The organism is Methylotuvimicrobium sp. KM2 (genome assembly GCF_038051925.1).
Taxonomy (GTDB): Bacteria; Pseudomonadota; Gammaproteobacteria; order Methylococcales; family Methylomonadaceae; genus Methylotuvimicrobium.
This window is the reverse complement of sequence record NZ_CP150634.1, coordinates 2,951,181-2,976,405: the sequence shown is the minus strand read 5'-3', so window position 1 is coordinate 2,976,405 and position 25,225 is coordinate 2,951,181. Positions and strand designations below refer to the sequence as shown.

At 46.2% G+C, this 25,225-nt stretch carries 21 protein-coding genes and 2 tRNA genes; 21 read left to right on the top strand and 2 right to left on the bottom strand.

The window, feature by feature from the left end; genetic code table 11:
* The first annotated feature begins 54 nt into the window (after nt 1-54).
* Together WJM45_RS12500 and WJM45_RS12495 are read left to right on the top strand one after the other, a co-directional pair.
* Nucleotides 55-777 (top strand): hypothetical protein, encoded by a 723-nt coding sequence (locus tag WJM45_RS12500; protein WP_341325429.1) that lies wholly within the window; start codon nt 55-57, stop codon nt 775-777.
* 277 nt (nt 778-1,054) lie between these two features.
* Complete coding sequence (locus WJM45_RS12495) at nt 1,055-1,645, top strand: DUF502 domain-containing protein (protein ID WP_341328941.1); 591 nt, start codon at nt 1,055-1,057, stop codon at nt 1,643-1,645.
* Between the two features lie 461 nt (nt 1,646-2,106).
* Here the strand turns inward: WJM45_RS12495 and pyrC are convergent, their stop codons facing one another.
* Nucleotides 2,107-3,156 (bottom strand): dihydroorotase, encoded by a 1,050-nt coding sequence (gene pyrC, locus WJM45_RS12490; RefSeq protein ID WP_341325428.1) that lies wholly within the window; start codon nt 3,154-3,156, stop codon nt 2,107-2,109.
* 100 nt (nt 3,157-3,256) lie between these two features.
* On the opposite strand from pyrC, the gene WJM45_RS12485 reads away from it, so the two are divergent.
* The 19 genes from WJM45_RS12485 (at nt 3,257) to WJM45_RS12395 (ending at nt 23,491) form a co-directional block, all read left to right on the top strand.
* Complete coding sequence (locus tag WJM45_RS12485; protein ID WP_341325427.1) at nt 3,257-3,532, top strand: zinc ribbon domain-containing protein; 276 nt, start codon at nt 3,257-3,259, stop codon at nt 3,530-3,532.
* A gap of 69 nt (nt 3,533-3,601) precedes the next feature.
* Complete coding sequence (gene aspS, locus WJM45_RS12480; protein WP_341325426.1) at nt 3,602-5,392, top strand: aspartate--tRNA ligase; 1,791 nt, start codon at nt 3,602-3,604, stop codon at nt 5,390-5,392.
* Nucleotides 5,393-5,504: 112 nt separating this feature from the next.
* Nucleotides 5,505-6,602 (top strand): quinolinate synthase NadA, encoded by a 1,098-nt coding sequence (gene nadA / locus WJM45_RS12475; RefSeq protein WP_341325425.1) that lies wholly within the window; start codon nt 5,505-5,507, stop codon nt 6,600-6,602.
* A gap of 429 nt (nt 6,603-7,031) precedes the next feature.
* Complete coding sequence (locus tag WJM45_RS12470; RefSeq protein WP_341325424.1) at nt 7,032-8,384, top strand: Na(+)-translocating NADH-quinone reductase subunit A; 1,353 nt, start codon at nt 7,032-7,034, stop codon at nt 8,382-8,384.
* The gene (locus WJM45_RS12465; protein WP_341325423.1) at nt 8,384-9,586 is read left to right on the top strand and encodes an NADH:ubiquinone reductase (Na(+)-transporting) subunit B; all 1,203 of its coding nucleotides are present in this window, start codon (nt 8,384-8,386) and stop codon (nt 9,584-9,586) included. Before WJM45_RS12470 ends, WJM45_RS12465 begins: the two co-directional genes overlap by 1 nt.
* On the top strand, nt 9,579-10,415 hold the full coding sequence (locus tag WJM45_RS12460) for a Na(+)-translocating NADH-quinone reductase subunit C (RefSeq protein WP_341325422.1): 837 nt from the start codon (nt 9,579-9,581) through the stop codon (nt 10,413-10,415). Before WJM45_RS12465 ends, WJM45_RS12460 begins: the two co-directional genes overlap by 8 nt.
* 9 nt (nt 10,416-10,424) lie before the next feature.
* Nucleotides 10,425-11,105 (top strand): NADH:ubiquinone reductase (Na(+)-transporting) subunit D, encoded by a 681-nt coding sequence (locus tag WJM45_RS12455; RefSeq protein ID WP_014148702.1) that lies wholly within the window; start codon nt 10,425-10,427, stop codon nt 11,103-11,105.
* A complete protein-coding gene (gene nqrE / locus WJM45_RS12450; protein ID WP_341325421.1) occupies nt 11,105-11,713 on the top strand; it encodes an NADH:ubiquinone reductase (Na(+)-transporting) subunit E in 609 nt (202 codons plus the stop codon). Before WJM45_RS12455 ends, nqrE begins: the two co-directional genes overlap by 1 nt.
* Nucleotides 11,714-11,725: 12 nt before the next feature.
* Entirely contained in the window at nt 11,726-12,946 is a 1,221-nt protein-coding gene (gene nqrF / locus WJM45_RS12445) for an NADH:ubiquinone reductase (Na(+)-transporting) subunit F (protein WP_341325420.1), read from the top strand.
* Nucleotides 12,947-13,004: 58 nt separating this feature from the next.
* Nucleotides 13,005-14,054 carry an FAD:protein FMN transferase gene (locus WJM45_RS12440; protein ID WP_341325419.1) on the top strand — a complete coding sequence of 350 codons (1,050 nt, stop codon included), beginning with the start codon at nt 13,005-13,007 and terminating at the stop codon, nt 14,052-14,054.
* Nucleotides 14,051-14,230, top strand: coding sequence for a (Na+)-NQR maturation NqrM (nqrM, locus tag WJM45_RS12435; protein WP_341325418.1), 180 nt, complete (start codon nt 14,051-14,053; stop codon nt 14,228-14,230). Before WJM45_RS12440 ends, nqrM begins: the two co-directional genes overlap by 4 nt.
* A gap of 64 nt (nt 14,231-14,294) precedes the next feature.
* Complete coding sequence (locus tag WJM45_RS12430; RefSeq protein WP_341325417.1) at nt 14,295-14,690, top strand: CBS domain-containing protein; 396 nt, start codon at nt 14,295-14,297, stop codon at nt 14,688-14,690.
* A 17-nt stretch (nt 14,691-14,707) separates the two neighbouring features.
* The gene (sbcB, locus tag WJM45_RS12425; RefSeq protein WP_341325416.1) at nt 14,708-16,162 is read left to right on the top strand and encodes an exodeoxyribonuclease I; all 1,455 of its coding nucleotides are present in this window, start codon (nt 14,708-14,710) and stop codon (nt 16,160-16,162) included.
* Nucleotides 16,163-16,926: 764 nt separating this feature from the next.
* On the top strand, nt 16,927-18,513 hold the full coding sequence (locus WJM45_RS12420; protein WP_341325415.1) for a hypothetical protein: 1,587 nt from the start codon (nt 16,927-16,929) through the stop codon (nt 18,511-18,513).
* 493 nt (nt 18,514-19,006) lie between these two features.
* Nucleotides 19,007-20,023, top strand: coding sequence for an IS110 family transposase (locus WJM45_RS12415; RefSeq protein ID WP_341325414.1), 1,017 nt, complete (start codon nt 19,007-19,009; stop codon nt 20,021-20,023).
* 474 nt (nt 20,024-20,497) lie between these two features.
* Complete coding sequence (locus WJM45_RS12410) at nt 20,498-21,040, top strand: hypothetical protein (protein ID WP_341325413.1); 543 nt, start codon at nt 20,498-20,500, stop codon at nt 21,038-21,040.
* 50 nt (nt 21,041-21,090) lie between these two features.
* Nucleotides 21,091-21,165: transfer RNA gene (locus WJM45_RS12405), tRNA-Gly, on the top strand.
* A gap of 47 nt (nt 21,166-21,212) precedes the next feature.
* A tRNA-Cys gene (locus WJM45_RS12400) sits at nt 21,213-21,286 on the top strand.
* A gap of 306 nt (nt 21,287-21,592) precedes the next feature.
* Complete coding sequence (locus WJM45_RS12395; RefSeq protein WP_341325412.1) at nt 21,593-23,491, top strand: IS1634 family transposase; 1,899 nt, start codon at nt 21,593-21,595, stop codon at nt 23,489-23,491.
* A gap of 580 nt (nt 23,492-24,071) precedes the next feature.
* On the opposite strand, the gene WJM45_RS12390 is transcribed toward WJM45_RS12395, so the two are convergent.
* Nucleotides 24,072-24,479: a VOC family protein gene (locus WJM45_RS12390; RefSeq protein ID WP_341325411.1), complete on the bottom strand. Its 408-nt coding sequence runs from the start codon at nt 24,477-24,479 to the stop codon at nt 24,072-24,074.
* Between the last annotated feature and the right edge of the window lie 746 nt (nt 24,480-25,225).

Genomic DNA, 25,225 nt, shown 5'->3' with positions numbered 1-25,225 from the left:
ACCCTAAGCCGAATTTTAATCTACGGTGAGTATAAAAATAAAAAGGCGATATCGATGCCATTGGATATTTTGTTGATAATCATAGCGACGACCGTCATTCAGTCGATTTTTGGCGTGGGCGTTTTGTTGTTTGGTACGCCCTTGTTATTGCTATTGGGCTATCAGTTCATCAATGCGCTTGAGATTTTGTTACCGATCTCAATCGCCATCAATTTGTTGCAGTTGGTTAAGCATCATCATTTTATAGATATTAACTTCGTTAGGAATGTATTGAAATACAGCATACCATTCGTCGTGGTATTTTTATTTATCGTGACTAGCGTTCGAATCAATATCGGCGCATTGATTGGGGTATTTTTAATTTTCGTTGCGCTTAAGGATGCGGTCGGCGCCGTCAATAAAATAATCAGGAAGCTGGTCAGTTACGAAAGAACTTATCTGATTTCGATGGGCATCGTGCATGGCTTGACTAATTTAGGCGGCTCTCTATTGACTGCGATGGCGCATAGCAAACAGTATGAAAAAAATCAGACTCGGTCGACTGTTGCGGTTTGTTATGGCATGTTCGCAGTATTTCAGATTTTGACGTTGTTTTTTGTTAAACATCAGTATGTGATTTCTTATGCCGATAATGTGTCGTTGTTGCAAATTGCCGTGGTTGTATTTTTATTGACTGAGGAAATGCTTTATAAGAACATCGATAACGAAAAATACGCTAAAATTTTCGCGGCATTTTTGGGAATATCGGGCGCTGTATTGATTTGGAAATCTTTGTAGTCTTGTTGTCAGATTAAGTCAGTGAGTACAGAACAAATAGCCTGTTATGTTTCAAATTTCGGCAGTGCCTAAGGCGGCGCCGGGGGCTTGGTATAGAGGCTTATTTACTCGGCGCTTAAATTTCATAGCTCATAGGCTATGCTTAGCCATTTGGTATAAATTAGATGCTGGGTTAAAGGCGTGCTTTGGCGAGTCCCCGGTCCCGGCGCTGAATTTTGATCTACTATGGGTAGAAGTGTCACGCTTTACCATCACATGACAACGAAAAGAGGGCATGATGAATAAACAGCTTAAGGCGGTTTTAAATAACTTTTTGATTGGAATTTTCGCGGTAATTCCGATTGTGATCATTTTACAGATCGTCATCTTCGTAAAAGACCGGGTCTCCGACCTCTTTAGGATGGTATATGGTTATGCCGATAATTACCTGTATACATTGATGGTCTTTGCGGTTAGTTTTTTGATTTTATCGATGATTGGGCACAAAATCGTCAAGGAAGGTAAGTTCTGGGCGATCGCGGCGTTCGATTTTATTATCGATAGAATTCCGTTGTTGAATAGCATTTATCGGGTAACTAAAAAAGTCATTAATATGTTTTCCTCGCATGAGCGTAAGGAAGCGCGCGAGGTGGTTTATATAGAGTACCCAAAAGAAGGGCTTTGGGTTCCTGCTTATGTGACCAATAAGCAGGATGATCAGTATGTGTTGTTTGTGCCGACGTCGCCGAATCCGACTTCAGGTTTTACGGTGATTGTGAATCAATCCAGAGTCATAAAGTCCGAAATGAATATTGAGCAAGCGACTAGCTTTATCGTAAGTGTTGGGGTTGATTTCGATAAAATGGATGAGATGAAAAAACTTTCCTAATTGTAAAAAGATTTTAACCGAGGCAAACGCTTCATCTCAAAAAAGCATTTCACCATGAAGATCATGAAGAATAAGAAGTTAATTCAATGACTTCTCTTTCGTTTGTAAACAACTTTCGCTCACCCGAAAGGTTAGCTAGCCCTCTTTATACTCAAAAATTAGCTAGCTTTATGAAGGTATGGGGTGTGGCTAGCGAGGATGTCGGCAGCAGGGCGGATTTTTGCTCCTGCAAAATCTGCATTCACGCCATCCCTGGCGTTTGAGCTGCCGTCAAGCCATATATGGGTTCGCGGCTGTCCTCGATAGACACATCCCAAGCCTTTTATTCTTAGACGGTTTTTCAATCAAAAGGGAGTGGAGTGTTTAGGTAATCTATTGAAATACTTCATTAACTTCATGTGATTCATGGTTGAGCTGCCGAATTTAGGTTCATGACTCCTCCATGGTATAAGTTATCGGAGTTAGGATTCACGGCCCTCGACCTCGAGTTTCCAAGATAACGGCTCGCCGGCTTTAAGCGGTGTGATATTAATTTCTCCATGCCCGTAAAATTCAGGTACGATCCAAGGTTCTTTAATCAATGTGACTGAGCGAGTGTTTCTGGGCAATCGGTAAAAATCGGCGCCGAAAAAACTCGCAAACCCTTCCAGTTTTTCTAAAGCGTTCGCCCTATCAAAGGCTTCGGCATAAAGCTCTATTGCTGCATGAGCGCTGAAACAGCCGGCGCAACCGCAGGCATTTTCTTTTGAGCCGGTTAGGTGTGGAGCGCTGTCGGTGCCCAAAAAGAATTTTGGATTTCCGCTGGTTGCGGCAGCGACTAGAGCCTGGCGGTGCTGTTCTCGCTTCAAGATCGGTAGGCAATAGTAATGGGGTTTTATGCCGCCGACTAACATCGCATTACGGTTGTAGAGTAAATGCTGCGGCGTAATGGTTGCCGCAATCGTATTCGGCGCTGATTTGACGAATTCGACCGCATCACTTGTGGTGACGTGTTCGAGTACGATGCGTAAATTTGGAAATTGGCGAGTAATATCGTTGAGCGTGCGCTCGATAAACACGCGTTCCCGGTCGAATATATCACAGTCCTGATCGACGACTTCGCCGTGAATCAGCAGCGGTATGTCGAATTGTTGCATTGCCTCGAAAATCGGATAAATCGTCTTCGGGTCGGCGACTCCGGCATCGGAGTTGGTGGTCGCGCCGGCAGGGTAGAGTTTAAACGCATGGATGTGTTCGTATTCGGCGGCTTCTTTGACGTCTTGGATAGTGGTTGAGCCCGTTAGATAAAGCGTCATCAATGGCGTGAAATGAGGCTCGGAAGGAAGGACCGACAAAATTTCATTGCGATACTGCAAGGCCTGTCGGACCGTCGTCACCGGAGGCTTTAAGTTGGGCATGATGATGGCTCTTGCAAAGCGTTTAGCGGTATGCGGCAGTACGGTTTTGAGTATCTCGCCGTTTCTGATATGCAAATGCCAGTCGTCGGGCTGGGTAATGGTAAGTTTATTCATTATAATGTGTTTATTTTTTAAACGATGATTTTACCTTATGGGCTTGAAAAATTAAATCGCGCCCTTATTTTGGGAATTATTTCTTGTTACGGAGTCGAAAATGCCTATTTACGAATATCAATGTCAAGCCTGCGGTCATGAACATGAGGCTTTACAAAAAATGAGCGATCCTGTTTTGGTTCATTGTCCTGCCTGCAGCCGGCCCGAGTTGATGAAAAAAATTTCCGCGGCCGGTTTTAGATTGAAGGGTGGCGGTTGGTATGAAACCGATTTTAAAAGCGGCAATAAGAAAAATGTCGCCGGCGAGGCTTCCGCTCCCGCGTCGTGTTCTTCAACCGGCGGCGGATGCGGTAGCGGTGCTTGTTCTGCCCAATAACGGCGGCTTGCATAACAGGTTGTAAGTAAGTAACATCGGCGAATTTTTTGGATTAACACGAGAAGAGTTATGCGTAGCCACAAGTGTGGAGAATTGAATACCCAACATTTAGGACAATCGGTTGCTTTATGCGGCTGGGTGCATCGTCGCCGGGATCATGGCGGCGTTATATTTATCGATCTGAGAGATCGTGCAGGCTTGGTGCAAGTAGTATTCGATCCCGATGCGCCGGAGTCGTTTTCAATAGCCGAGAGCGTGCGTAGCGAATATGTATTACGTATCGAAGGTATTGTTCGAGACCGTCCTGAGGGTACGCATAATCCTAATATGGCAACCGGTGAGATTGAGGTGCTGGGCAAAAGCATCGAAGTCTTGAATGAATCCGAAACGCCGCCGTTTCCAATCGAAAGCGAGATCGAAGTCAATGAGGAAATGCGTCTGCGTTTTCGTTATATCGATCTTCGCCGCACCGAGATGCAGCATAAAATGAAGGTGCGCCGCGATGTGACGCGCAATTTGCGTCAGTTCCTCGACGATAAGGAGTTTTTCGAAATAGAGACGCCTTATTTAACCAAAGCAACGCCGGAAGGTGCAAGGGATTACATCGTACCGAGCCGCACGCATCCAAACGCCTTTTTTGCCTTACCGCAATCGCCGCAACTCTATAAGCAGTTGCTGATGGTTGCCGGCATGGAGCGCTACTACCAGGTGGTACGTTGCTTCCGAGACGAAGACTTGCGCGCCGACCGGCAGCCGGAGTTCACGCAGCTCGATATCGAGACTTCGTTCATGAACGAACAAGAAATCATGGCGATTATGGAGCAGATGATTCGCCGTTTGTTCAAGGATATCATCGGTGTTGATTTGGTCGATCCGTTTCCGGTTATGAGCTATAGCGAGGCGATGCGTCGATTCGGCTCCGATCGCCCGGATCTGCGTATACCTCTGGAATTAGTCGATATTGCCGAAGAAATGCGCGAAGTCGATTTTAAAGTGTTTTCAGGGCCTGCTAACGATCCGCACGGGCGTGTCGTCGCGATGCGTCTGCCCGAGGGCGGTGAATTGAGCCGCAAGGAAATCGACGATTTGACCAAGTTTGTCGGTATCTATGGCGCTAAAGGTTTGGCTTATATCAAGGTCAATGATTTGGCGGCCGGTGTCGAAGGGCTGCAGTCGCCGATTGTTAAATTTGCGCCCGATGAAGTCTGGGCCAAGGTGATGGCTAAAGCCGGTGCGCAAAACGGCGATCTGATTTTCTTCGGCGCTGACAAGGCCGATGTCGTCAATGAGGCGATGGGCGCTTTACGGGTCAAATTAGGCTTAGATCGCGGCTTGCTCGATGGCGATTGGAAACCGGTATGGGTCGTCGATTTTCCTATGTTTGCGTGGGACGAAAAGGCTCAGCGCTATACCGCGATTCATCATCCGTTCACCGCGCCGAGTTGTTCTGTCGAAGAGTTGAAAGCCGATCCGGGGCATGCTTTGTCGCGTGCTTACGATTTAGTATTAAACGGAACCGAAGTCGGCGGCGGCTCGATTAGGATTAATCGGACCGACATGCAGCAAATCGTGTTTGCGATTCTCGGTATAGGCCACGATGAAGCGCGCGAGAAATTCGGATTCCTGTTGGATGCATTGAAATACGGGGCGCCGCCTCATGGCGGTATCGCTTTCGGCTTGGATCGTCTAGTGATGTTGATGACCGGCGCGCATTCGATCCGCGATGTGATTGCATTCCCGAAAACGCAAACTGCAGCATGTCCATTATTTAATGCGCCGGCTTTTGTCAGCGAGGAACAATTGAAGGAATTGGGTATCAAATTGCGTAAGCCGACCGGAAAAGACGAAAAGCAAAATTAATTTTGCTCGGAGTGTGTTTATCGGTTCGTATGCGACGCTAGTCTTATGAATAAAGCGAACGAAGTTTAATAAGGGTGCGCGTTGCGCACCCTACAAAATTTGAGTGATAAAAATGTCTGCGACAGCCTTACCCATCCAAGATTATGCGCTTCTCGATGATGAAGAATGCGATGCGCGCATCGCAGCCGCGAAGGAAAAGCTCGGTTCGCGCTGCGTCATTCTTGGACATCATTACCAGCGCGACGAAGTGTTCAAGCATGCCGACTATAGCGGGGATTCGTTGAAGTTGTCGCGTAATGCGGCAGCGTCCGAAGCCGAATATATCGTGTTTTGCGGTGTGCATTTCATGGCCGAAGTCGCCGATATTCTGTCTCGGCCCGATCAAATTTCAATTCTTCCCGATTTGGCGGCTGGCTGTTCTATGGCCGATATGGCGAATGTCATCAAAGTCAATAAATGTTGGAAAGAATTGTCGTCGGTTTTAGACCCGGATAGCATGGTGACACCGGTCACTTACATCAATTCCGCGGCGGATTTGAAGGCGTTTTGCGGTGAGCATGGCGGTATCGTTTGTACATCGTCGAACGCGCAAAAAATTCTCGAATGGAGTTTTGCCAGGCGTGAGAAGGTGTTGTTTTTTCCGGATCAGCATTTAGGGCGTAATACCGGTTATCGAATGGGCATCCCGCTTGAGGAAATGGTAACTTGGGATTTTGATAAGCCAATGGGAGGGCTAACCGAGGAACAAATTCGAAATGCAAAAATAATTCTTTGGAAAGGTTTTTGTTCGGTTCATCAAATGTTCAAGCCCGAGCATATCGACCGGTTCCTGGAAAAATATCCCGAAACGCATGTGATTTCACATCCCGAGGCTAGTTTTGAAGTTTGCCAAAAATCCGAATATATCGGCTCGACCGAAGCGATTTTGAAAATCGTGCGCGAAGCGGAACCTGGAACGCGTTGGCTAGTTGCGACTGAGCTAAATCTGGTCAATCGACTGAACGACGAATGCAAGGGTCAAGGCAAAAATGTGCATTTCATGTCGCCGACGGTATGCATGTGTTCGACGATGTTTAGAACCGATCCGCAGCATTTGGCTTGGGTGCTGGAAAATCTGGTGGACGGACATGTCGTTAATCGGATATCGGTCCCGGAGCGCGAGTCCGTGCTGGCTAAAAAAGCATTGGACAATATGCTATCGATACATTGATAGATTTTTAGCTAAGGAATATGCAGAAAATAACTGCTACAAGCAGTTGGCTTTGCGGTGGTTCGGTGGGCTCGCTTGATGTATCGGGAGTCATCGCAATTTGAGTTAATTTTTAGCAAATAGAACACTGACGATATATGATGTGTTTAATATAGCATCGAATCGATACAAAAAAGCCGTTACTTACTTGGTATGTAACGGCTTTTTTGTTGATAGATATCGTATCGCAAATTTTAAATTCATAATAATAAGCCGAATTGTGCGTGATAGGCGACAGTGTGTTGACTCAATGGGTATTTAACGATCTTGAGAACGACACGAAATTATGGTCTAATGCCTGGGTTTACGTCTTCAAGTGCCTCTTGTTCCGGCTGTTTCGAATAAGGGGGTTGTTCGCCGCGATATGTCTGGAGAGCAGGCTTATTTACTATGCAATTTAATTTAAAAAAAGGTTTGGATCTTCCAATCACTGGAGAGCCCGAACAAATAATAGAAAACGGTAATAAGGTTAAGTCGGTTGCCGTTCTGGGTATGGATTATGTGGGGATGAAGCCTACCATGATGGTAGCCGAAGGTGACAAAGTCAAACTCGGTCAGGTGCTTTTTTCCGATAAAAAAAATCCAGGTGTCAATTTTACATCGCCCGGTGCTGGGATCGTCAAGGCGATTAACCGCGGAGCCAAGCGCGTTTTGCAATCGGTTGTCATCGAGCTGAAGGGTAATGAAGCAGAATCGTTTGCTAAATATAAAGACTCCGAATTGGACGGTTTATCAACCGATCAAGTCAAGGAAAATCTTATCGCTTCCGGTTTGTGGGTTGCGTTGAGAACGCGTCCTTATGGTAAGACGCCGACAATCGATAGCAGTCCTAGCTCGATTTTTGTTACCGCAATCGATACCAATCCATTGGCCGCCGATCCGTCAGTAATCATCAACGAACGCTCTGCAGACTTTAGCAACGGTCTGGCAGTGATTGCTAAATTGACCGATGGCAAAGTTTATGTTTGTAAAGCTCCCGGCGCCGAAATACCGACCGGAAACGCATCTTCCATAACAGTTGCCGAGTTCTCAGGCCCGCATCCGGCCGGTTTGCCAAGCACTCACATTCATTTTATTGACCCTGTCAACGCTAATAAAACGGTTTGGCATTTAGATTATCAAGCCGTGATGGCAATCGGTGCGTTGTTCACGACCGGTAAATTGAATGTTGAAAGAGTGGTTTCATTGGCGGGGCCCACCGCTAAAAAACCAAGATTGATAAGAACCCGTGTCGGTGCATGTCTCAGCGAACTCGTTGCTGGAGAGCTGATGGACGGGGAAAATCGCGTGATTTCCGGTTCGGTCATCTATGGCCACAAAGCGGTCGACTGGTCGGATTATCTGGGTTATTACAGCAGCCAAGTTTCGGTGTTGAAAGAAGGTCGTGACCGTGAGTTCTTCGGTTGGATCGTTCCGGGCAAGGATAAATATTCCGCGCTCAATGTCTACACTTCCAGTAAAGACCGAAATAGTGGACGTAAGTTTCCGTTGACGACGAATAAAAACGGTAGTAATCGGGCGATTGTTCCGGTTGGCGTCTACGAATCGGTAATGCCGATGGATATTTTGCCAACGCCATTGCTAAAGTCTTTGGTTGTCGGCGATACGGATCAAGCGCAAATGCTAGGTTGTTTGGAGTTAGACGAGGAAGATATGGCTCTGTTTACCTTTGTCGACCCGGGTAAACATGAGTTCGGTCCGGTTCTGAGAGCGAATTTAACTAAAATCGAGAAGGAAGGCTAATGTCGGCTAGAAATTTTTTAGACAGCATAGAGCCGCATTTTACCAAAGGCGGTAAGCTAGAGAAGTACTACGGTCTCTACGAGATGGTTGATACTTTTTTGTATACGCCCGCTGAGGTGACGCGCGGTAAAACTCATGTTCGAGACGGTAATGATTTGAAACGTACGATGACGTTTGTCGTTATTGCAACGTTTTTTTGTATCCTGATGGCTTGGTATAATACAGGTTATCAAGCGAATGTCGCGATGGAAGCGATGGGGCTAGAAAAAACGGACGGTTGGCGTAGTCTGCCAATGATGATATTCGGATATAGTCCATATAATCCGTTATCCAACTTGGTTCATGGCGCACTGTACTTTTTGCCAATTTACATCGTAACCCTGGCTGTCGGCGGTGTTTGGGAAGTTCTGTTCGCGACCGTGCGTGGTCATGAGGTCAACGAAGGCTTCTTGGTCTCGTCGATGCTTTATACCCTGATCATGCCGCCGGACATGCCGCTGTGGCAGGTCGCGCTGGGTATTTCGTTCGGAATCGTAATCGGCAAGGAAGTTTTCGGCGGTACCGGTAAAAACTTCTTAAATCCTGCGTTGACTGGACGTGCATTCCTATATTTTGCCTATCCGGCATCGATTTCAGGTGATTCGGTCTGGGTTGCGGTTGACGGTTACACGGCTGCCACGCCTTTAGGTTTGGCTGCGTCAGGTGGCCTGGATGCCGTGCATGAGGCCGGTTACGGATGGATGCAAACTTTTTTCGGTTTCATGCCGGGATGTTTAGGTGAAACCTCGACAGTCGCTATTTTGATTGGATGTGCATTTTTACTGTACACCCGAATCGCTTCTTACCGTATCGTGGGCGGCGTGTTTCTCGGCATGCTGATTATGTCATCGGTATTTAATTTTATCGGCAGCGACAGCAACCCGATGTTTGCTTTCCCATGGTATTGGCATTTGACCGTCGGCGGTTTCGCTTTTGGTATGGTTTACATGGCTACCGACCCCGTGAGTGCAGCGATGACCAATACCGGTCGCTGGATTTTTGGAATGTTAGTGGGTGTTATGACGGTTTTGATCAGAGTAGTGAATCCGGCGTTTCCCGAGGGAATCATGTTGGCGATTCTATTCTCGAACATGTTCGCGCCTATCATCGATTACTTTGTCGTTCAGGCAAACATTAGAAGAAGGGTGAAGCGTCATGCCTAATCTAAAAGATTGTAAACACTACGAAAAATTCAAGATATACGCGGATAAAGTTTTAGCGCAGAGTAACGATAGTCTAGAGAAGACGCTTGCGATTGCGTTATGGGTTTGTTTTGTTTGCGCGATATTGGTTTCCATTGCAGCGGTTGCCCTGAGGCCAATGCAAGCTAATAATAAAGCCTTGGACATGAAGAAGAATATTCTTGATGTCGCTGGTTTGTTACAAGAAGGGGTCGATATCAATGCTGCTTTCGATCAGCAAATCGAGGCTAAGTTGGTTGATCTGGAAACCGGCGATTATGTCGAGGGTATTGATGTTGCGACTTACGATCAACGGAAAGCGACCAAGGATCCAGAATTAAGTATCGCTATTCCGCCGGAAGAGGATATTGCCAGTATCAAGGCCAAAGCCAAGATTGCTAAAGTTTATTTGGTCAAGGACGGAGAAGAAATACAGTCGATTATTCTGCCGGTTAGCGGATATGGTTTATGGTCGACGCTCTATGGCTTTTTAGCGCTGGAAGCTGACGGTCAAACCGTGCAAAGCATCAACTTTTACGACCAAGCCGAAACGCCGGGCTTGGGCGGTGAAGTGGTCAATCCAAATTGGCGAGCATTATGGCAAGGCAAAAAAGTTTACAACGAAGCCGGTGAGCCGGTTTTGAAATTGGTCAAAGGAACGGTCGATACCAGTAAGCCGGGCTCCGAATACCAAGTTGATGGATTAGCCGGCGCCACTTTAACCAGCGTGGGTGTGTCCAATCTGGTTAAGTATTGGATGAGCAAAGAAGGCTTTGCTACCTATTTAGATAAAGTCAGAACAGACGGGTAGGGGTTAATCATGAGTGCAATATTAACGAGCGAAACTAAAAAGGTTTTAATTAAACCTTTAATTAACGAAAATCCGATAACCCTTCAGGTATTGGGTATCTGTTCGGCTCTGGCGGTGACGTCGCAAATGTCGACGTCATTGATCATGGCGATTGCTTTGACGTCGGTAACGGCGTGTTCAAGCGCATCGATCAGTTTAATCCGGAATCATATTCCGAGCAGTATTCGGATCATCGTACAAATGACGATCATCGCGTCTTTGGTTATCGTTGTCGATCAAATATTGAAGGCGGTTGCTTACGACATCAGCAAGCAATTATCGGTATTTGTCGGCTTGATCATCACTAACTGTATCGTGATGGGGCGCGCCGAAGCTTATGCGATGAAAAACCCGCCACTGGAAAGTTTCATGGACGGCATCGGTAATGGATTGGGCTATAGCTTGATTTTGGTTATCGTCGCGTTTTTCCGCGAATTGTTCGGTTCCGGAAAACTTCTTGGTATCGAAATTTTCGAATTGACTAAAGATGGCGGTTGGTACGATCCGAATGGTTTAATGCTGTTGCCGCCTAGCGCGTTTTTTATTATCGGAATGATCATTTGGGTGTTTCGTCAATTCAAGCCCGAGCAACGCGAGCATGTTGAATTTGAAATCATGCCGATTGCTCACGGTGAAGGAGGGCATCACTAATGGAAGCCTATATCAGTTTGTTTGTTAAAGCGGTTTTCATCGAAAACCTGGCGTTATCGTTTTTCCTGGGAATGTGTACATTCCTAGCGGTTTCGAAAAAGATTTCGACTGCTATGGGGCTGGGTATTGCTGTGATGGTCGTGCAAACTATCACAGTTCCGGCCAATAATATTATCTATCACAGCTTGTTGAAAGAAGATGCGTTGTCATGGCTAGGGATTACCGGCGTTGACTTGAGCTTTCTGTCGTTGTTGAGCTGTATCGGTATGATCGCCGCACTGGTTCAAATCCTGGAAATGATTTTGGATAAGTTCTTTCCGGCTTTATACAATGCCTTGGGTGTGTTTTTGCCGTTGATTACGGTCAACTGTGCGATTCTTGGCGGCAGTTTGTTCATGATCGAGCGCGATTACAGTTTGGGCGAAAGTGTCACTTACGGCATCGGTAGCGGTTTCGGCTGGGCATTGGCTATTACGGTCATGGCCGGTGTGCGCGAAAAGCTCAAATACAGTGATATACCGGGTGGCCTGCAAGGTCTTGGCATCACTTTTCTTACCGCGGGTCTGATGTCTCTTGGCTTCATGGCTTTTTCTGGAATCCAACTTTAAAAAGGTATCGTAATGCTGGAAATTGCATTAGGGATTATTATTTTCACGGTGATCGTGATTGCGCTGGTCTTTGTGATCATCGGCGCAAAAAGTAAATTAGTTGCCTCGGGAGATGTCGAAATTCTTATCAATGATGAGAAAACGATTCATGCTCCTGTCGGGTCTAAGTTGTTGACTGCCTTGGCAGACAACAAATTGTTCGTCCCTTCGGCTTGTGGCGGCGGCGGCTCATGTGCGCAATGCCGCGTCAAAATATTTGAGGGTGGCGGCGAAATTTTGCCGACTGAACGCTCTCATATCACTAAGCGTGAAGCGAACGAAGGCGAGCGTCTGTCTTGCCAGGTCACGGTTAAGCAAAACATGAAAATTGAAGTCGAAGATTCTGTTTTCGGCGTCAAAAAATGGGAATGCACTGTCAAGTCGAATCATAACGTTGCGACGTTTATCAAAGAATTGGTTTTAGACTTGCCGGAAGGTGAAGCGATCAATTACCGCGCAGGCGGTTACATTCAAATTGAATGTCCTCCTCATGTCGTAAAATACAAAGATTTCATTGTAGAAGAACGTTTCCGTGAAGATTGGGATAAATTCAATCTTTGGCGTTATGTTTCCGAAGTCAAAGAGCCTGCCTTGAGAGCTTACTCGATGGCAAGTTATCCTGAGGAAAAGGAAATCATGTTAAACGTCAGGATCGCCTCGCCGCCACCGGGAGCGCCTGAAAACGTTCCGCCAGGAATCATGTCATCTTACATCTTTAATTTAAAACCAGGCGATAAGTGTATTATTTCGGGTCCTTACGGCGAATTCTTCGCGCAAGATACCGATAAGGAGATGGTTTTCATAGGCGGCGGCGCAGGTATGGCTCCTATGCGTTCGCATATTTTCGATCAATTACGCCGATTAAAGTCGAAACGCAAGATAACCTTCTGGTACGGTGCGCGCAGTAAGCGCGAAATGTTCTATGTTGAAGACTTCGACATGTTGGCGGCCGAGAATGATAACTTCGAATGGCATGTCGCGTTGTCCGACCCTCTTCCTGACGATGACTGGGACGGGTACACAGGCTTTATTCACAATGTGTTGTATGAAAATTATCTTAAAAACCATCCGGCACCGGAAGATTGTGAATACTACATGTGCGGGCCTCCAATCATGAACTCGTCGGTTATCAACATGCTGTTGGAAAACGGAGTCGAGCCTGAAAGTATCTTCTTGGATGATTTCGGCGGTTGATAATTTAAAGGTAATCACCTCTCCCGAGTCTTTCGGGAGGGGATGAAAAAAAAGATCTATGAATGTAAAACAAAATCAACGAGGATTCGGGATTTTCCTGGTCCTCGTTTTTTTATTGGCGGGCTGTGATGATCAGGGGGCTAGCAAAGCGGTTTTCCCTTTCGAGATGACCGGTCAAACGATGGGTACCAGTTTTAGCATCAAAGCAGCGGTGTTGCCTGACGGGGTCAAAACCGACCAGCTTAACATTGACATTAAAGAATTGCTGGAACTCGTTAACGATCAGATGTCCACCTATCGGCCGCAATCAGAATTATCGATAATTAATAACAGCGATTCTGTCGAATGGCAGCCGGTTTCCGAGTCTCTGTACAGCGTTTTGGCTGAAGCTAAACGCATTAGTGACCTGACGGAGGGCGCCTTTGATATTACGGTCGGCCCGTTAGTCAATTTATGGGGTTTCGGTCCTGACCCTCTTTCGTTTCAGGCGCCTTCGAACAAAGCGATTCTTCTTGCGATGCGGCGAATTGGTTATCGGAATCTGAAGTTAAGAGACGAGCCCTTATCGATCAAAAAAAATCATCCTGATCTCTATCTTGATTTATCGGCGATCGCTAAAGGTTATGGAGTCGATCAAGTTGGTTTGCTGTTGGAAAAGCAAGGTATTAAAGACTATTTGGTTGAAATTGGCGGCGAGCTTCGACTGAGAGGACACAAACCGGATGGTAATGCTTGGCGTATTGCTATAGAAAAACCGTCTTCGGAGCAGCGAATGATACAGAAAATCGTATCGATTACCGATATATCGGTGGCGACCTCCGGAGATTACCGAAACTATTTTGAAGCAGAAGGGGTCAGATTTTCACATACGATCGATCCAAGAACGGGAAAATCTATCAATCATAACCTTGCTTCGGTAACGGTATTGAGCGAAACCGCAATGGAGGCTGATGCATGGGCAACATCCTTTATGGTCTTAGGCGCCGAAGATGGTATACGATTGGCAGAGCAGTTGCATCTTCCCGTCTTATTTATTACTAAAACCGCGCAGGGGTTCAGTGAAACATCAACCTCGGCGTATCGCGATTATTTTAAGGAGGGACAATGACTTACTTTTTAGTAACATTTGCATTTATGCTCATTGTTATTGCGATAATGGCAGTGGGCGTTATTTTTGGGAGAAAAGCTATCAAGGGCTCGTGCGGCGGGGCTAATAAAGGCGATTGCGTTTGCATTAAAAAGTGTGATAAAAGAAAAAAAATGGAAGCGGAAGGACAAGTTTAACACTTGTGTTTGTGTGTAATGATTCCTTTCGTTGATAATAATAACCATATTTAGGAGTTAATCCATGCTGGCTAAAATTACTGTTGCCGATTATATGACCAAAAGAAATATGGTCACACTCAAGGAAGATGCCAATGTCGTTGAAGCAATTAAACAATTGCTTTCCCATAAAATTACCTGTGCTCCCGTGATAAACGGTCAAGGCAAGTTAGTTGGTATGTTCTCCGAAAAGGATAGCATGAAGGTGGTATTGGAATCGGCTTATAACCAAGGTTCGGCGGGTAAGGTTTCCGAATTTATGTCCACGGATATTGTTTCGGTCGATGCGGACGCGAGCATCGTCGACATTGCGGCCAAGTTCAAGGATTCTGCGATTAGAAGTTTTCCTGTTTTTCGAGATTCCGAGCTTGTGGGCGTTGTCAGTCGGACCGATGTGCTGAAAGCCTTGGTCAATCTTTAAATGCCTGTCGACCCATTGTGACCGGACGGACTTTTTATTGGCATGACTACGAAACGTTCGGAATAGATCCTAGGCGCGACAGGCCGGTTCAATTTGCCGGAATTCGTACCGATTATGATTTCAATGTGTTAGGCGATCCGCTTGTCATTTATTGTAAGCCCGCACTCGATTGTCTTCCCGATCCCGTTGCCTGTTTAATTACAGGTATTACTCCGCAAATTGCCGAAGCAAAAGGAATTTGCGAGGCTGAGTTTATCGAAGCGATTTCTTGTGAAATTTCTCAGCCCAATACTTGCACCCTAGGGTATAACAATATTCGTTTCGACGATGAAGTAACCCGCAATACTTTGTATCGGAACCTTTACGATCCTTATCAGCGAGAGTGGCAAAACGGTAATTCCCGTTGGGATATAATCGATGTGGTTCGAGCCGCTTACGCGCTTCGTCCCGGCGGTATTGAGTGGCCGGTAACCGAGGAGGGAATAGTTACTTTTCGGTTGGAAGAATTGACTAAGGCTAATGGTATTGAGCATGCGATGGCTCACGATGCGTTGTCGGATGTTTACGCAACGATAGCTGTGGCTAAACTGATTCGAGAGTCGCAACCGAAATTATTTAATTTTCTTTTTGATAACCGAGTTAAATCTGCCGCAAACCGATTATTGCAGACAGGCAGCTTTAAACCGGTTGTTCACATTTCAGGAAAATACTCTGTCAAAAATCATTGTATGGCCGTGGTTCTGCCTATTTGTCGGCACCCAAGCAATAACAATGGAGTCGTGGTTTATGATCTTTCTAGTGACCCTGAAATTCTGCTTAATTTGTCTGTCGATGAAATAAAGCAAAGAATTTTTATAGCTACAAAAGATCTTCCGAAAGGAGTCGAAAGGATTCCTCTTAAAACAGTGCATGTTAATAAATGCCCTGTTCTGGCACCGATAGCAGTTATAAGGTCCAATGATGCAGCTAGGCTTAATATAGATATTGATTGTTGCTACCGGTATATTGATAAAATCCGCAACGATTCTAATATCTTAGAAAAAATTACCCATGTCTTTGAAACGGATTTTCCGGAATCTGATGCCGACCCTGATTTGATGATTTACAGTGGCGGTTTTTTCAGCGATAGCGACAAAAAAACAATGGAGAAAGTTCATAAAACTCTTCCTGAGAATTTAGCTAGCTTGCGTTTAAACTTCAGCGATCCGCGGTTATCGGAAATGTTTTTCCGATATCGAGCCCGGAACTATCCTGAAACGTTAAACGAGGAGGAGCGGGCGCGCTGGATGAAAGATTGTGTGGAGCGTTTGACGGGTGCTGTTAGCAATTGCATGACGATTAATGAATATTTCTCAAAAGTGCAGGAGTTGCAGTCCGAAAGTTCAGCGGATTCAGCAATTTTATCGGCGTTGCGAGAATATGCGCTGGATAAAATGAGACTTTTGTCGATTGTCGGTATGGATTCAGAATAATTTTAGCAACACTCCCTTTATACTTAAAAATGGCTAACTTTATGAATACATGAAGGTTTGGCTAGCGAAAATGTCGGCAGCTGGGCAAATTTTCTCCTCGCTAGTTTCTGCGTTACAGGGATGTAATGGATACAGAAAATGCAGGAGCATTTCTGCCCTACATCGCCAAAGCGCCTACTGTTGGTGCCCTAATATACGCCATCCTTGGTGTTCGAGAACTGTCGTCAAGCCTCCAGCACCTGAATTCCATAGAATATTGACTATAATTAAAAATTTTATTTGCTGGGTGAATACGATATTGTAAGTTCTATAATCCCAGCGGGGGTCTTAGAGCCTCCACCGGTCTCCCGAGTCTTCTGTGAAAGCCGGTACCTATATTTGATGTGCTTAGGATTTCGTGACAAATAACTTCTAGGCGCTATAAGATTTGTCGCGAGTTCGGTAACACGCTTGACGAGGCGCCGTGTACCTGGCACTTAAATTATCCAAGACATAACCAATGGGCTATGCAATTTAGGTGCTGGGTGAATGCAGATTATGCCGGAGAAAAAATCTGTCTTACCGACGACACCTGTCAATCGAGTTACCGAACCTGCTTACCTTGCGCATTAAAAATAGGGAAGTTATTTATGACCGAATCCATTAAAGGTGTATAAAAACATTTGTAATAATCGAGCGTTTTTTTCTTTATATTTGTTGCAAACGAGATGTTGGGTCAAGCACATGTTTCAGTTTTTGGTTGAGCGCTTAAATCTGAGGGATCATTGAAAAATTCTTTTTTTTTAGTAATACCCGCCCAACAGAATATTCCTGAAAGATTAAGAATATTCGAAGAAAAGGCATTGAAACATTGGTTGGATGAGCTGCCGGTTGCCAACCCCGGGTTGTCTACGCGTTTAATATACGATTTTTTGAAAGAGTTTAATAGCCTGGCAATGAGTGCTCAGACTCGTCTCGATGCGCTGGAAATATTAAGTTTTCGAGTTTCCAGTGTAGAGGAATATTTGCGTTTCAGATTAATGCAGGAGGGATTTCCGAAAGAGCCTGACGAGCATAAAATATTTAACGTATTGATCGCAATAGAAAAGGAATTTACGCTCGGTTATTGGATTGTTGTGAAAGAGCTTACTCGAAGAAGCTTAGGTTGGTTTCAAGGTAAGAGTGCACCTTTATCTATTCAAAGAGCGATCAGAGGTCTGAGCAACATTGTCGTCAGTTATTATTTAATGAATTTTCCGGTTCCGGATTGGGTATGGATAGATATCCATTCGCTGTATCGCTTAAGCGTGAAAATCAAAAAAGATTCGACCAATGTTACTAAAAGTCATTTAGAACCAGGGCAGGGGCTTTCTGTGGGTGATTGCTATAGGCAAATTTTGTTGCTTTGCCTGGCTGAACCTTCGGGTCTTATGCAAAAAGAGGTGTTGCAGGTATTTAATTTCATTGAACAACACAGCGCTCATATGGTGATAGGTCATACTCCCTTCGAGACCCAGCCACATCAATGCATTATTTTGACAGATGAGGATCAAGGACCGCATTTTATATCGGAATCTGCTCCGCCCTCTGATTCTTCGGTATTATATTTGGGTTTTAATAAGCTAATAAAAGTTCTTCAAAACAAATCCAGGTTTGTCTCGAAGGAGCAAGCGCGTTTTAGTTCATTAATGCTAGTAAAAGACGTTGATGGCGTATTGCCGGCTGAATTATTAGATTATTTGATTTCAAGATGGACCGGGATCGAGTTTCATGGCGTGCCGGCATTCGGCGACAGGTTGGAGCGGTATTTTTGTATTGGCTTGGAAGCGTGCCACGATTTGCTTAGCACAGACCCCGCGAACAAATTAGGAGAGGATGAGATGTTAGCCGAATCGGCTTCGGAAAGATCGCTGGCGTGTCGCTTCAACAAGGCAGGCATGATCTCAATCGGGAGTTTAATCGGGTTTAGAAAAAAAAATTCACCGATTTCTAAGCGATCGCTGGGTGTTGTCAACAAAATTACTTCAGTTAAAGCTGACGGAAAGATTGGTTTTGAAATCCAATTGTTGGCTAGTCAAGTGTTTGCGGTTTCTTATAAATTATATACAAGAAACGAAACAGACGAGTTGCCTCAAAAAGCATTGATTTATGGCGTTAAGACTCAAGAAAGCGAAAAAAGCTTTATCATACTTGAGTCTTTTAATCTTAAGGATGGTGATTTGATTCGTATGACTATGAATAATGAAACGTTCCCGATTATTCTCCGAGATAGAAAAAATATCGGATTGGGTTACTGGCAATTCGAATGTAGAAGAGTCGAGGAATTAAGTGTTCAAAAGACTGAAACCAAAAAGGGATATGACTTTATTTGAGTAGATGGGATTCAACTAAAGTAAGTATTCAGACCCCGTTGGCAAATTACCGCAATTCAGTCGCAATTGTTGGTCTCCTTCTTTGAAAAAGGAGGATTGAGGGGGATTTATTTAAAAAACCTCCCCTAGCCCCTCTTTTTTAAAGAGGGGGACTGAATACTTACCAACTAAAGCGTGCTAAAAACTCTGATAATTCTAATTATTTTTGAAGTAGAGTTTAAGATACTTAACTTTAAGCTTGAAAACTTTTGCTATCGTGGTAATTTGATCAATCCGAGTTGAATGCACTAGCGTTGCAATATTGATACCTTTCGCGCTTCAAATTTCGGCAGCGCCTTAGGATGCATCGGGATGTTCGGTCCCTCACCTAGCGTTAGGAGAAGGGCCGAACATCCCGATGCCGAATTTTGATCTACGATGATGATATGGACTCCTCTCACTCTGTTGGTGTCAAATAGCACCTTAGTAAAAAACAAAACAAGAGGAGTCCGAGATGAATACTAGCGTAATTGGTTTAGATATCGCAAAGAACATTTTTCATCTGTATACGTTGAATGCGGATAATAAAGTCATCAAGAAAAAACTCAAACGGGCGCAAGTCTTGACCTTCTTCGCCAATTATCCGGTCAGCACGATTGGTATCGAGGCGTGCGGCAGTAGCCATTATTGGGCTAGAGAATTAACTAAACTGGGCCATGAAGTGATGTTATTGAACGCGAAGTTTGTCAAGAGCTTCGTGGTCGGCAACAAGAATGATTTTAACGATGCCCAAGCGATTTTTGATGCGGTCGGCCGGCCCAATAAGCGGGTGGTGGCGATCAAAACCGAGGTACAGCAAGATATGCAACTGCTTCATAATCTACGCCAGGATCTGGTCAAACGACGAACTGCTGTAGTGAATCAGATTCGTGGAGCCTTGCTGGAGCGCGGCATTGCCATTCACAAAGGGGTCGATCAAGTCAGAAAACAATTGCCTGATATTTTAGAAGATGCCGAGAACGGACTAACAGCGCTGTGTCGAGAGCTGATTGCGGAGCAAGCTGAGCGGTTGAGAGAATTGGATAAGGTGATTAAGGAGCAAGACAAACGGCTGGGCAGGCTCAGTCAAGCCGATGCATTAAGCCGGCGCATGCTGGATGTTCCCGGGGTGGGTCCGATCACCGCCACGATTGTGGCATCTGATATCGGGGACGGCAAAGGCTATACCAGTAGCCGAGATTATGCGGCGAGTCTGGGCCTGGTTCCCGGGCAGCATAGCAGCGGCGATAAACCCCGCTATCTGGGGATCAGTAAGCGGGGTAATCGTTATATCCGAACCAACTTAATTCATGGTGCCCGCGCGGTGGTCAAAAACTGTGCTGGCAAAACGGATCAACTCAGCCGGTGGCTGCAGTCGCTGGTCGAGCGACGCGGCTTTAACAAGGCCGCGGTTGCCCTGGCCAACAAAAACGCCCGCATCTTGTGGGCAATGACCACGAAAAATGAAGCTTATCAAGGGGCGCCTGCCTAACGCGGGCATTGGGCCGGGTTATCCACCCTTTGCCCACCGGCTCCCAGCTAGAGAAGAGAGCTCGGAGCCCGTGGACAAAGCGTGGATAACCCTGATGAGTGAGATTGATTTAACCGAGTACACAAGATTGCGGAGGCAAGTAGACAATCAGTGATGACAACAACAGGTCAGACCGGTGCTTTTACAACCCGTTATACCCATAGGTTCTTAAGAAACCGTTACGATGGTTGAGGAATAAGCGCGCGGATAGATTCATCAGGAGTCCTGAGGCAATAAAGCCTCTGTTGAGAGACCGAATATATGGCAGCAATCTTGATCTCTGTTTTGACATCATTTTTTGAAAACTTGGCTTGCAATAAACGAGGAGTCCATATATGGGTATAATGCAATGGGATTAGGTTTTTACTGGCTTTGTTTGATAACGAGTAGAGGCCTATTGTTAGCTATAATAACTAGAAGATTGAGAGGAAAAATATGAGCAGCGAAGATAACAATAACCAAGCTTCGGAAAGCACCCAGGAAACAATTGAAAAAGAGACAGCTTCAAAGAGTTCTGAAGATAAAGCGGAATCAATAAAAAAAATGGCAGGTGGCTTTTTAAGTTCCGCAATGAAGCTCAAGGATGAAAAACCTAAGATTTTTTACGGTGCTGTAGGCGGTGTCGTGGTCTTGTTGGGTATCATGATGTTCGGAGGGGGATCGGGTTCATCCGTATCTGGGCCGGTTATGAAAAACTTGGTCATCGGTCAAAAATATGTTCTACAAGGGCCGAATGCTTACGATAAGAACGCCACGATACGATTGGTTGCCGTGCCGGGCACGATTGCAGCTTATGATGATACAGAAGAAGACGACAGAGTTGGCGGATGCAAGCATATGCCGCCTGGAACACCTGTTACTGTTCTTGGTTTTCAAGATGCTTTCGGCAAAAAAAATGCCTTCGCTAATGTGAAAATTGAAGCGGAAGGTGAATGCCAAGGCAAAACAGCTTGGACCAATTCAATAAATGTTCAATAAAAAGTTGACGAGCTAAAATATTCAAGTATAATACTCGTTATTGAAGCGACGCGGGAATAGCTCAGTGGTAGAGCACAACCTTGCCAAGGTTGGGGTCGCGAGTTCGAATCTCGTTTCCCGCTCCAATAAACTTTTAAGCCGCGAATCTCGCGGCTTTTTTATTTAATACTATGGCTGCGTAGCAAAGTGGTTATGCAGTGGCCTGCAAAGCCATCTACGCCGGTTCGATTCCGGCCGCAGCCTCCATTGTTTAGACTTATAAAACAGCCGCTTACAGAATATGCGGCTTTTTTTTTGCCTATAACTTTTCTGACATAAACGCGTTAAAATCGGTTAGAAATAGGTCAACAATAATGCAAAATCAATAAATAAGCGCTTAACCCACCTTTAACATTTTCTAGTAAATATCTATCATTCGCAAAAATTATTAATTTTTTAACTAATTGATATCATTGGGCTATAAAAATCGACTTCCTCGAAAATGGCTAATGTAGTGCCATAAAATGCCTTAGGCATCTTGCGCCGCCTCGCGGTTTGCGCTAAGTTGACGGCATGTTTATTCGACGCACTCAAACCCGCTGCAGAGCCACCGGCGAACCTCATGAGACTTATCGACTGGTTCATTCCGAACGCATCGGTCAAAAAGTTAAACAGGTCACACTGCTGAATCTAGGCCGGCATTTTTCGATCCAGCCCACTTTTTGGCCGGCCTTATGTCGCCGTGTCCTGGAGTTGTTATCGTTGCAAACGAGTTTATTCGATCCGGACTTACCTCAGACGGTGGCCTTGGCCGCGGAACATATCGCCGCGCGCTTGTTGGCGGAAAGCGCGCCATTGCTCGTGAGGCTTTCGTTGATCCCGACCCCAGCCATGAGTGTCGTCAATGAAGCCGCACAGGCGGCTTCGGAATCGGTCTCGTCGGAGCCACCGGAGTCCCGGACTCCCGCTGAAATATATACCATTGATGCGAACTCGCTGGAATTAGCGAGGCCCCGTTCGATCGGTGTCGAGCAGGTCGGTTTGGCGGCGATGGACTTGGTCAATTTTACCTCGCTGCTGATGGGACTGGGTCTCTCCGGGCCGATACGGGCGGCGGTCGTGGGTTCGATCATCGGGCGCATGGCAGCGCCGGCTTCTGAGGCCGCCACGCACCGTTGGCTAGGTCAGCGCAGCGGTTTGGGCGAGCTGTTGGACGTCGATTTCGAACGCATGAAGCCGATCACGTTGTATCGGGCTTCAGACGCTTTGATGAAGCACCGGGACGTCATCGAACGCACGCTGTTCAACCGGGTGCACGATCTGTTCGGTTTCGAGACCACGGTTACCTTATACGACTTGACCAATACCTACTTCGAAGGCACGGCGGCCGCCAATCCGAAAGCGCAACGGGGCCGCTCCAAAGAAAAGCGCCGCGACTGTCCACTGGTCACGCTGGGCTTGGTGCTCGATGGCAGCGGCTTCGTCCGCCGTTCCCAGACCTTCGACGGCAATGCCTCGGAAGGCAAGACCTTGGCCGAGATGCTCAAAGACCTCGGTGCACCACCCGGCGCCTTGGTGGTCATGGACGCAGGCATCGCCACGGAAGCCAATCTCACCTGGCTGCGCGAACACGGTTACCGCTATCTGGTCGTCAGCCGCGAACGCGCTCGGCAATTCGAAGCCGACACCGCGATCCCGATCGAAACCGCCGCCGGCTCCGCCGTCCACATCCAGCGCATCGACGACAGCGAACACCAAGAAGTGCGCTTGTATTGCTACTCCGAACAGCGCGAACAAAAAGAGCGCGGCATCAATCAACACCTGTGCGAGCGCTTCGAAGCCGGATTACAAAAAATCGCCGACGGCCTCCACAAGCCTCGCGCCGAAAAGCGCCTCGACAAACTGCAACAGCGCATCGGTCGGCTCCAAGAAAAATACCACGGTATCGGCCAGCATTACACGATCGAACTGACCCCGGATGAGACCGGCGAAAAAGTCATCGGCCTGACCTGGTCGAAACAGCCCAAAGCCGGCAGCCGCCTGAGCCATCCCGGCGTCTATTGCCTCCGCAGTAACGAAACGCAATGGGATGCTGAAAAACTGTGGCGCACCTATATCATGCTCACCGACCTGGAAGCGGTGTTTCGTAGCCTTAAATCCGAACTCGGGCTTCGTCCGGTCTACCATCACAAAGAAGTCCGCGTCGACGGCCATTTGTTCATCACCGTCCTGGCCTATCAGTTCGTGCAAATCATCCGCCGGCAACTGAAAGAACACGGCATTCACGACCGCTGGTCCACACTGCGCGACATCTTGTCCGTTCAGCAGCGCGTCACCGCCTCCTTCCGGCGCGCCGACGGCGGTATTCTGCACATCCGCAAAAGCACACAACCGGAAGCGGAATTAGCACGGATTTACCACACATTGGGCCTTGACCCGCTTCCTGGAGGTGTACAAAAAACTCTACTATAGATCGAATTACGCTTAAAAAACGCCTATGTAGTGCCTTACGGTCATTTATGATCCAATAAAATATTGATTCATAAAGAGTTTTAAAGTTAGGTGTCAAACATGGGTTAAAAATCGTTTCAATAAAATTCAGTAACATTTGTCAATTCTTACAGCGGATTTTACAGTAGCCCAAAATTATTGAAAAATAGTTACTGCAATCGTAAAAAATAAGAAGATTAGATAGATATCCAGATTCGTGCATCCGAGTCTGTCCAACAGTGCTTGACTTTTCTAGGTAAAGGTCACTTCCGGAATGCTCGAACTTACTTCCTTTATACTCAAAAATTAGTTAACTTTATGAAGGTATGGGATGTGGCTAGCGAGGATGCCGGCAGCAAGGTAGGTTTTTGCTCCTGTAAAAACTGCATTCACGCCATGCCTAGCGTTCGAGCGCTGCCGTCAAGTACATATATGAGTTCAAGGCGTTCCTCGATAGACACATCACATACCCTTCATTCTTAGGCGGTTTTTTCGATCATTATGGAATAGTAAAGCGTTAAACTCGACCTAGGGAAAAGGAGGGATTGATTTTCGAAAAAAACTAAGCATTCGCAGGCCCTTTCAATTCGATAACATTATTTTCCGGGTCTTTGATATACATCGAAGGTCCATAGCCTTCGGCTCCATAATGTGTTTCGATATCACTGTAGCTCACGCTTTTTTCTACTAAGTACCGTTTGATTTCTTGTTCGTCGAACGGGTCGATGCGCAGGCAAAAATGATGCATATTCCGACCCTCTTCACTCGGAGCCCGTCCTCCTTGCCGACCCAGTTCGCCTTGGACTGAAACGATGTCGATCAATGAGGCTCCTGCTCTCAATTGATACAAGCCGATTTTTTCCGACGATTTTTCTAAACGGCAACCTAGCACATCGCAATAAAAACGTATCATGATTTCCGGGTTTCGGGCACGGATCACAATATGGTCGATATTTTTGATCTTGATCATGATGTCGATAACCTCCGATTAGATGAGTCGGTGTCGCTTCTGCTCGACCGACATAACATAACCTGATTAGCAAGTTTCTTCAGCTAAAGCCCAAAGATCAGCATATCCCTAGCAGGACGGGGTTCGCAAGCCATGCGCGTCAAGCTAAAAACGGCCAACTTACATCACGCTCTTTCCCAAGCTCCAGCTCTCATCGTTATACATAAGTCAAAAATTACCTTTTCCTCGTTCCCACCGCTCCAGCGTGGGAATGCATACCGATCTTGCCTCGGCTGACAAGGTATGGGTTCCCACGGAGGACCGTGGGAACCAGAAAAAAATGAAATATCAGCTTCCGCGATGTAACTATTCAGTCCCCCGGAAATTATCGTTCCCACGCTCTGCGTGGGAACGCCTGAGTACCGCTCCAGCGGTACGAGACGCTAGAGCGTCTCGGTCTTCATTCCCACGCCGGAGCGTGGGAACGATAGGGGGTGTGAATAATTACTCCGCGATAGAACGATGCCGTCTGAAAGACTACATTGATAAAATTCGTGATACTCTAAGCCGAAATGCTTCATCGGCCGGAATCTTATTCTTTTAATCGTTTGGACTGCAAGAGATAGCTGCCGTTCCGATTATTGTAAAAAGAGCAGTTGAGTGCTTCAAACTACCTGTGAGCCCTGAGCCTTTCGAGTATAGGCTCAGGAGAGCCTTGTCGTAAGGTGAAGGGTAGTTTTGAAGCATCATTAAGTCGGTGAAAGTGT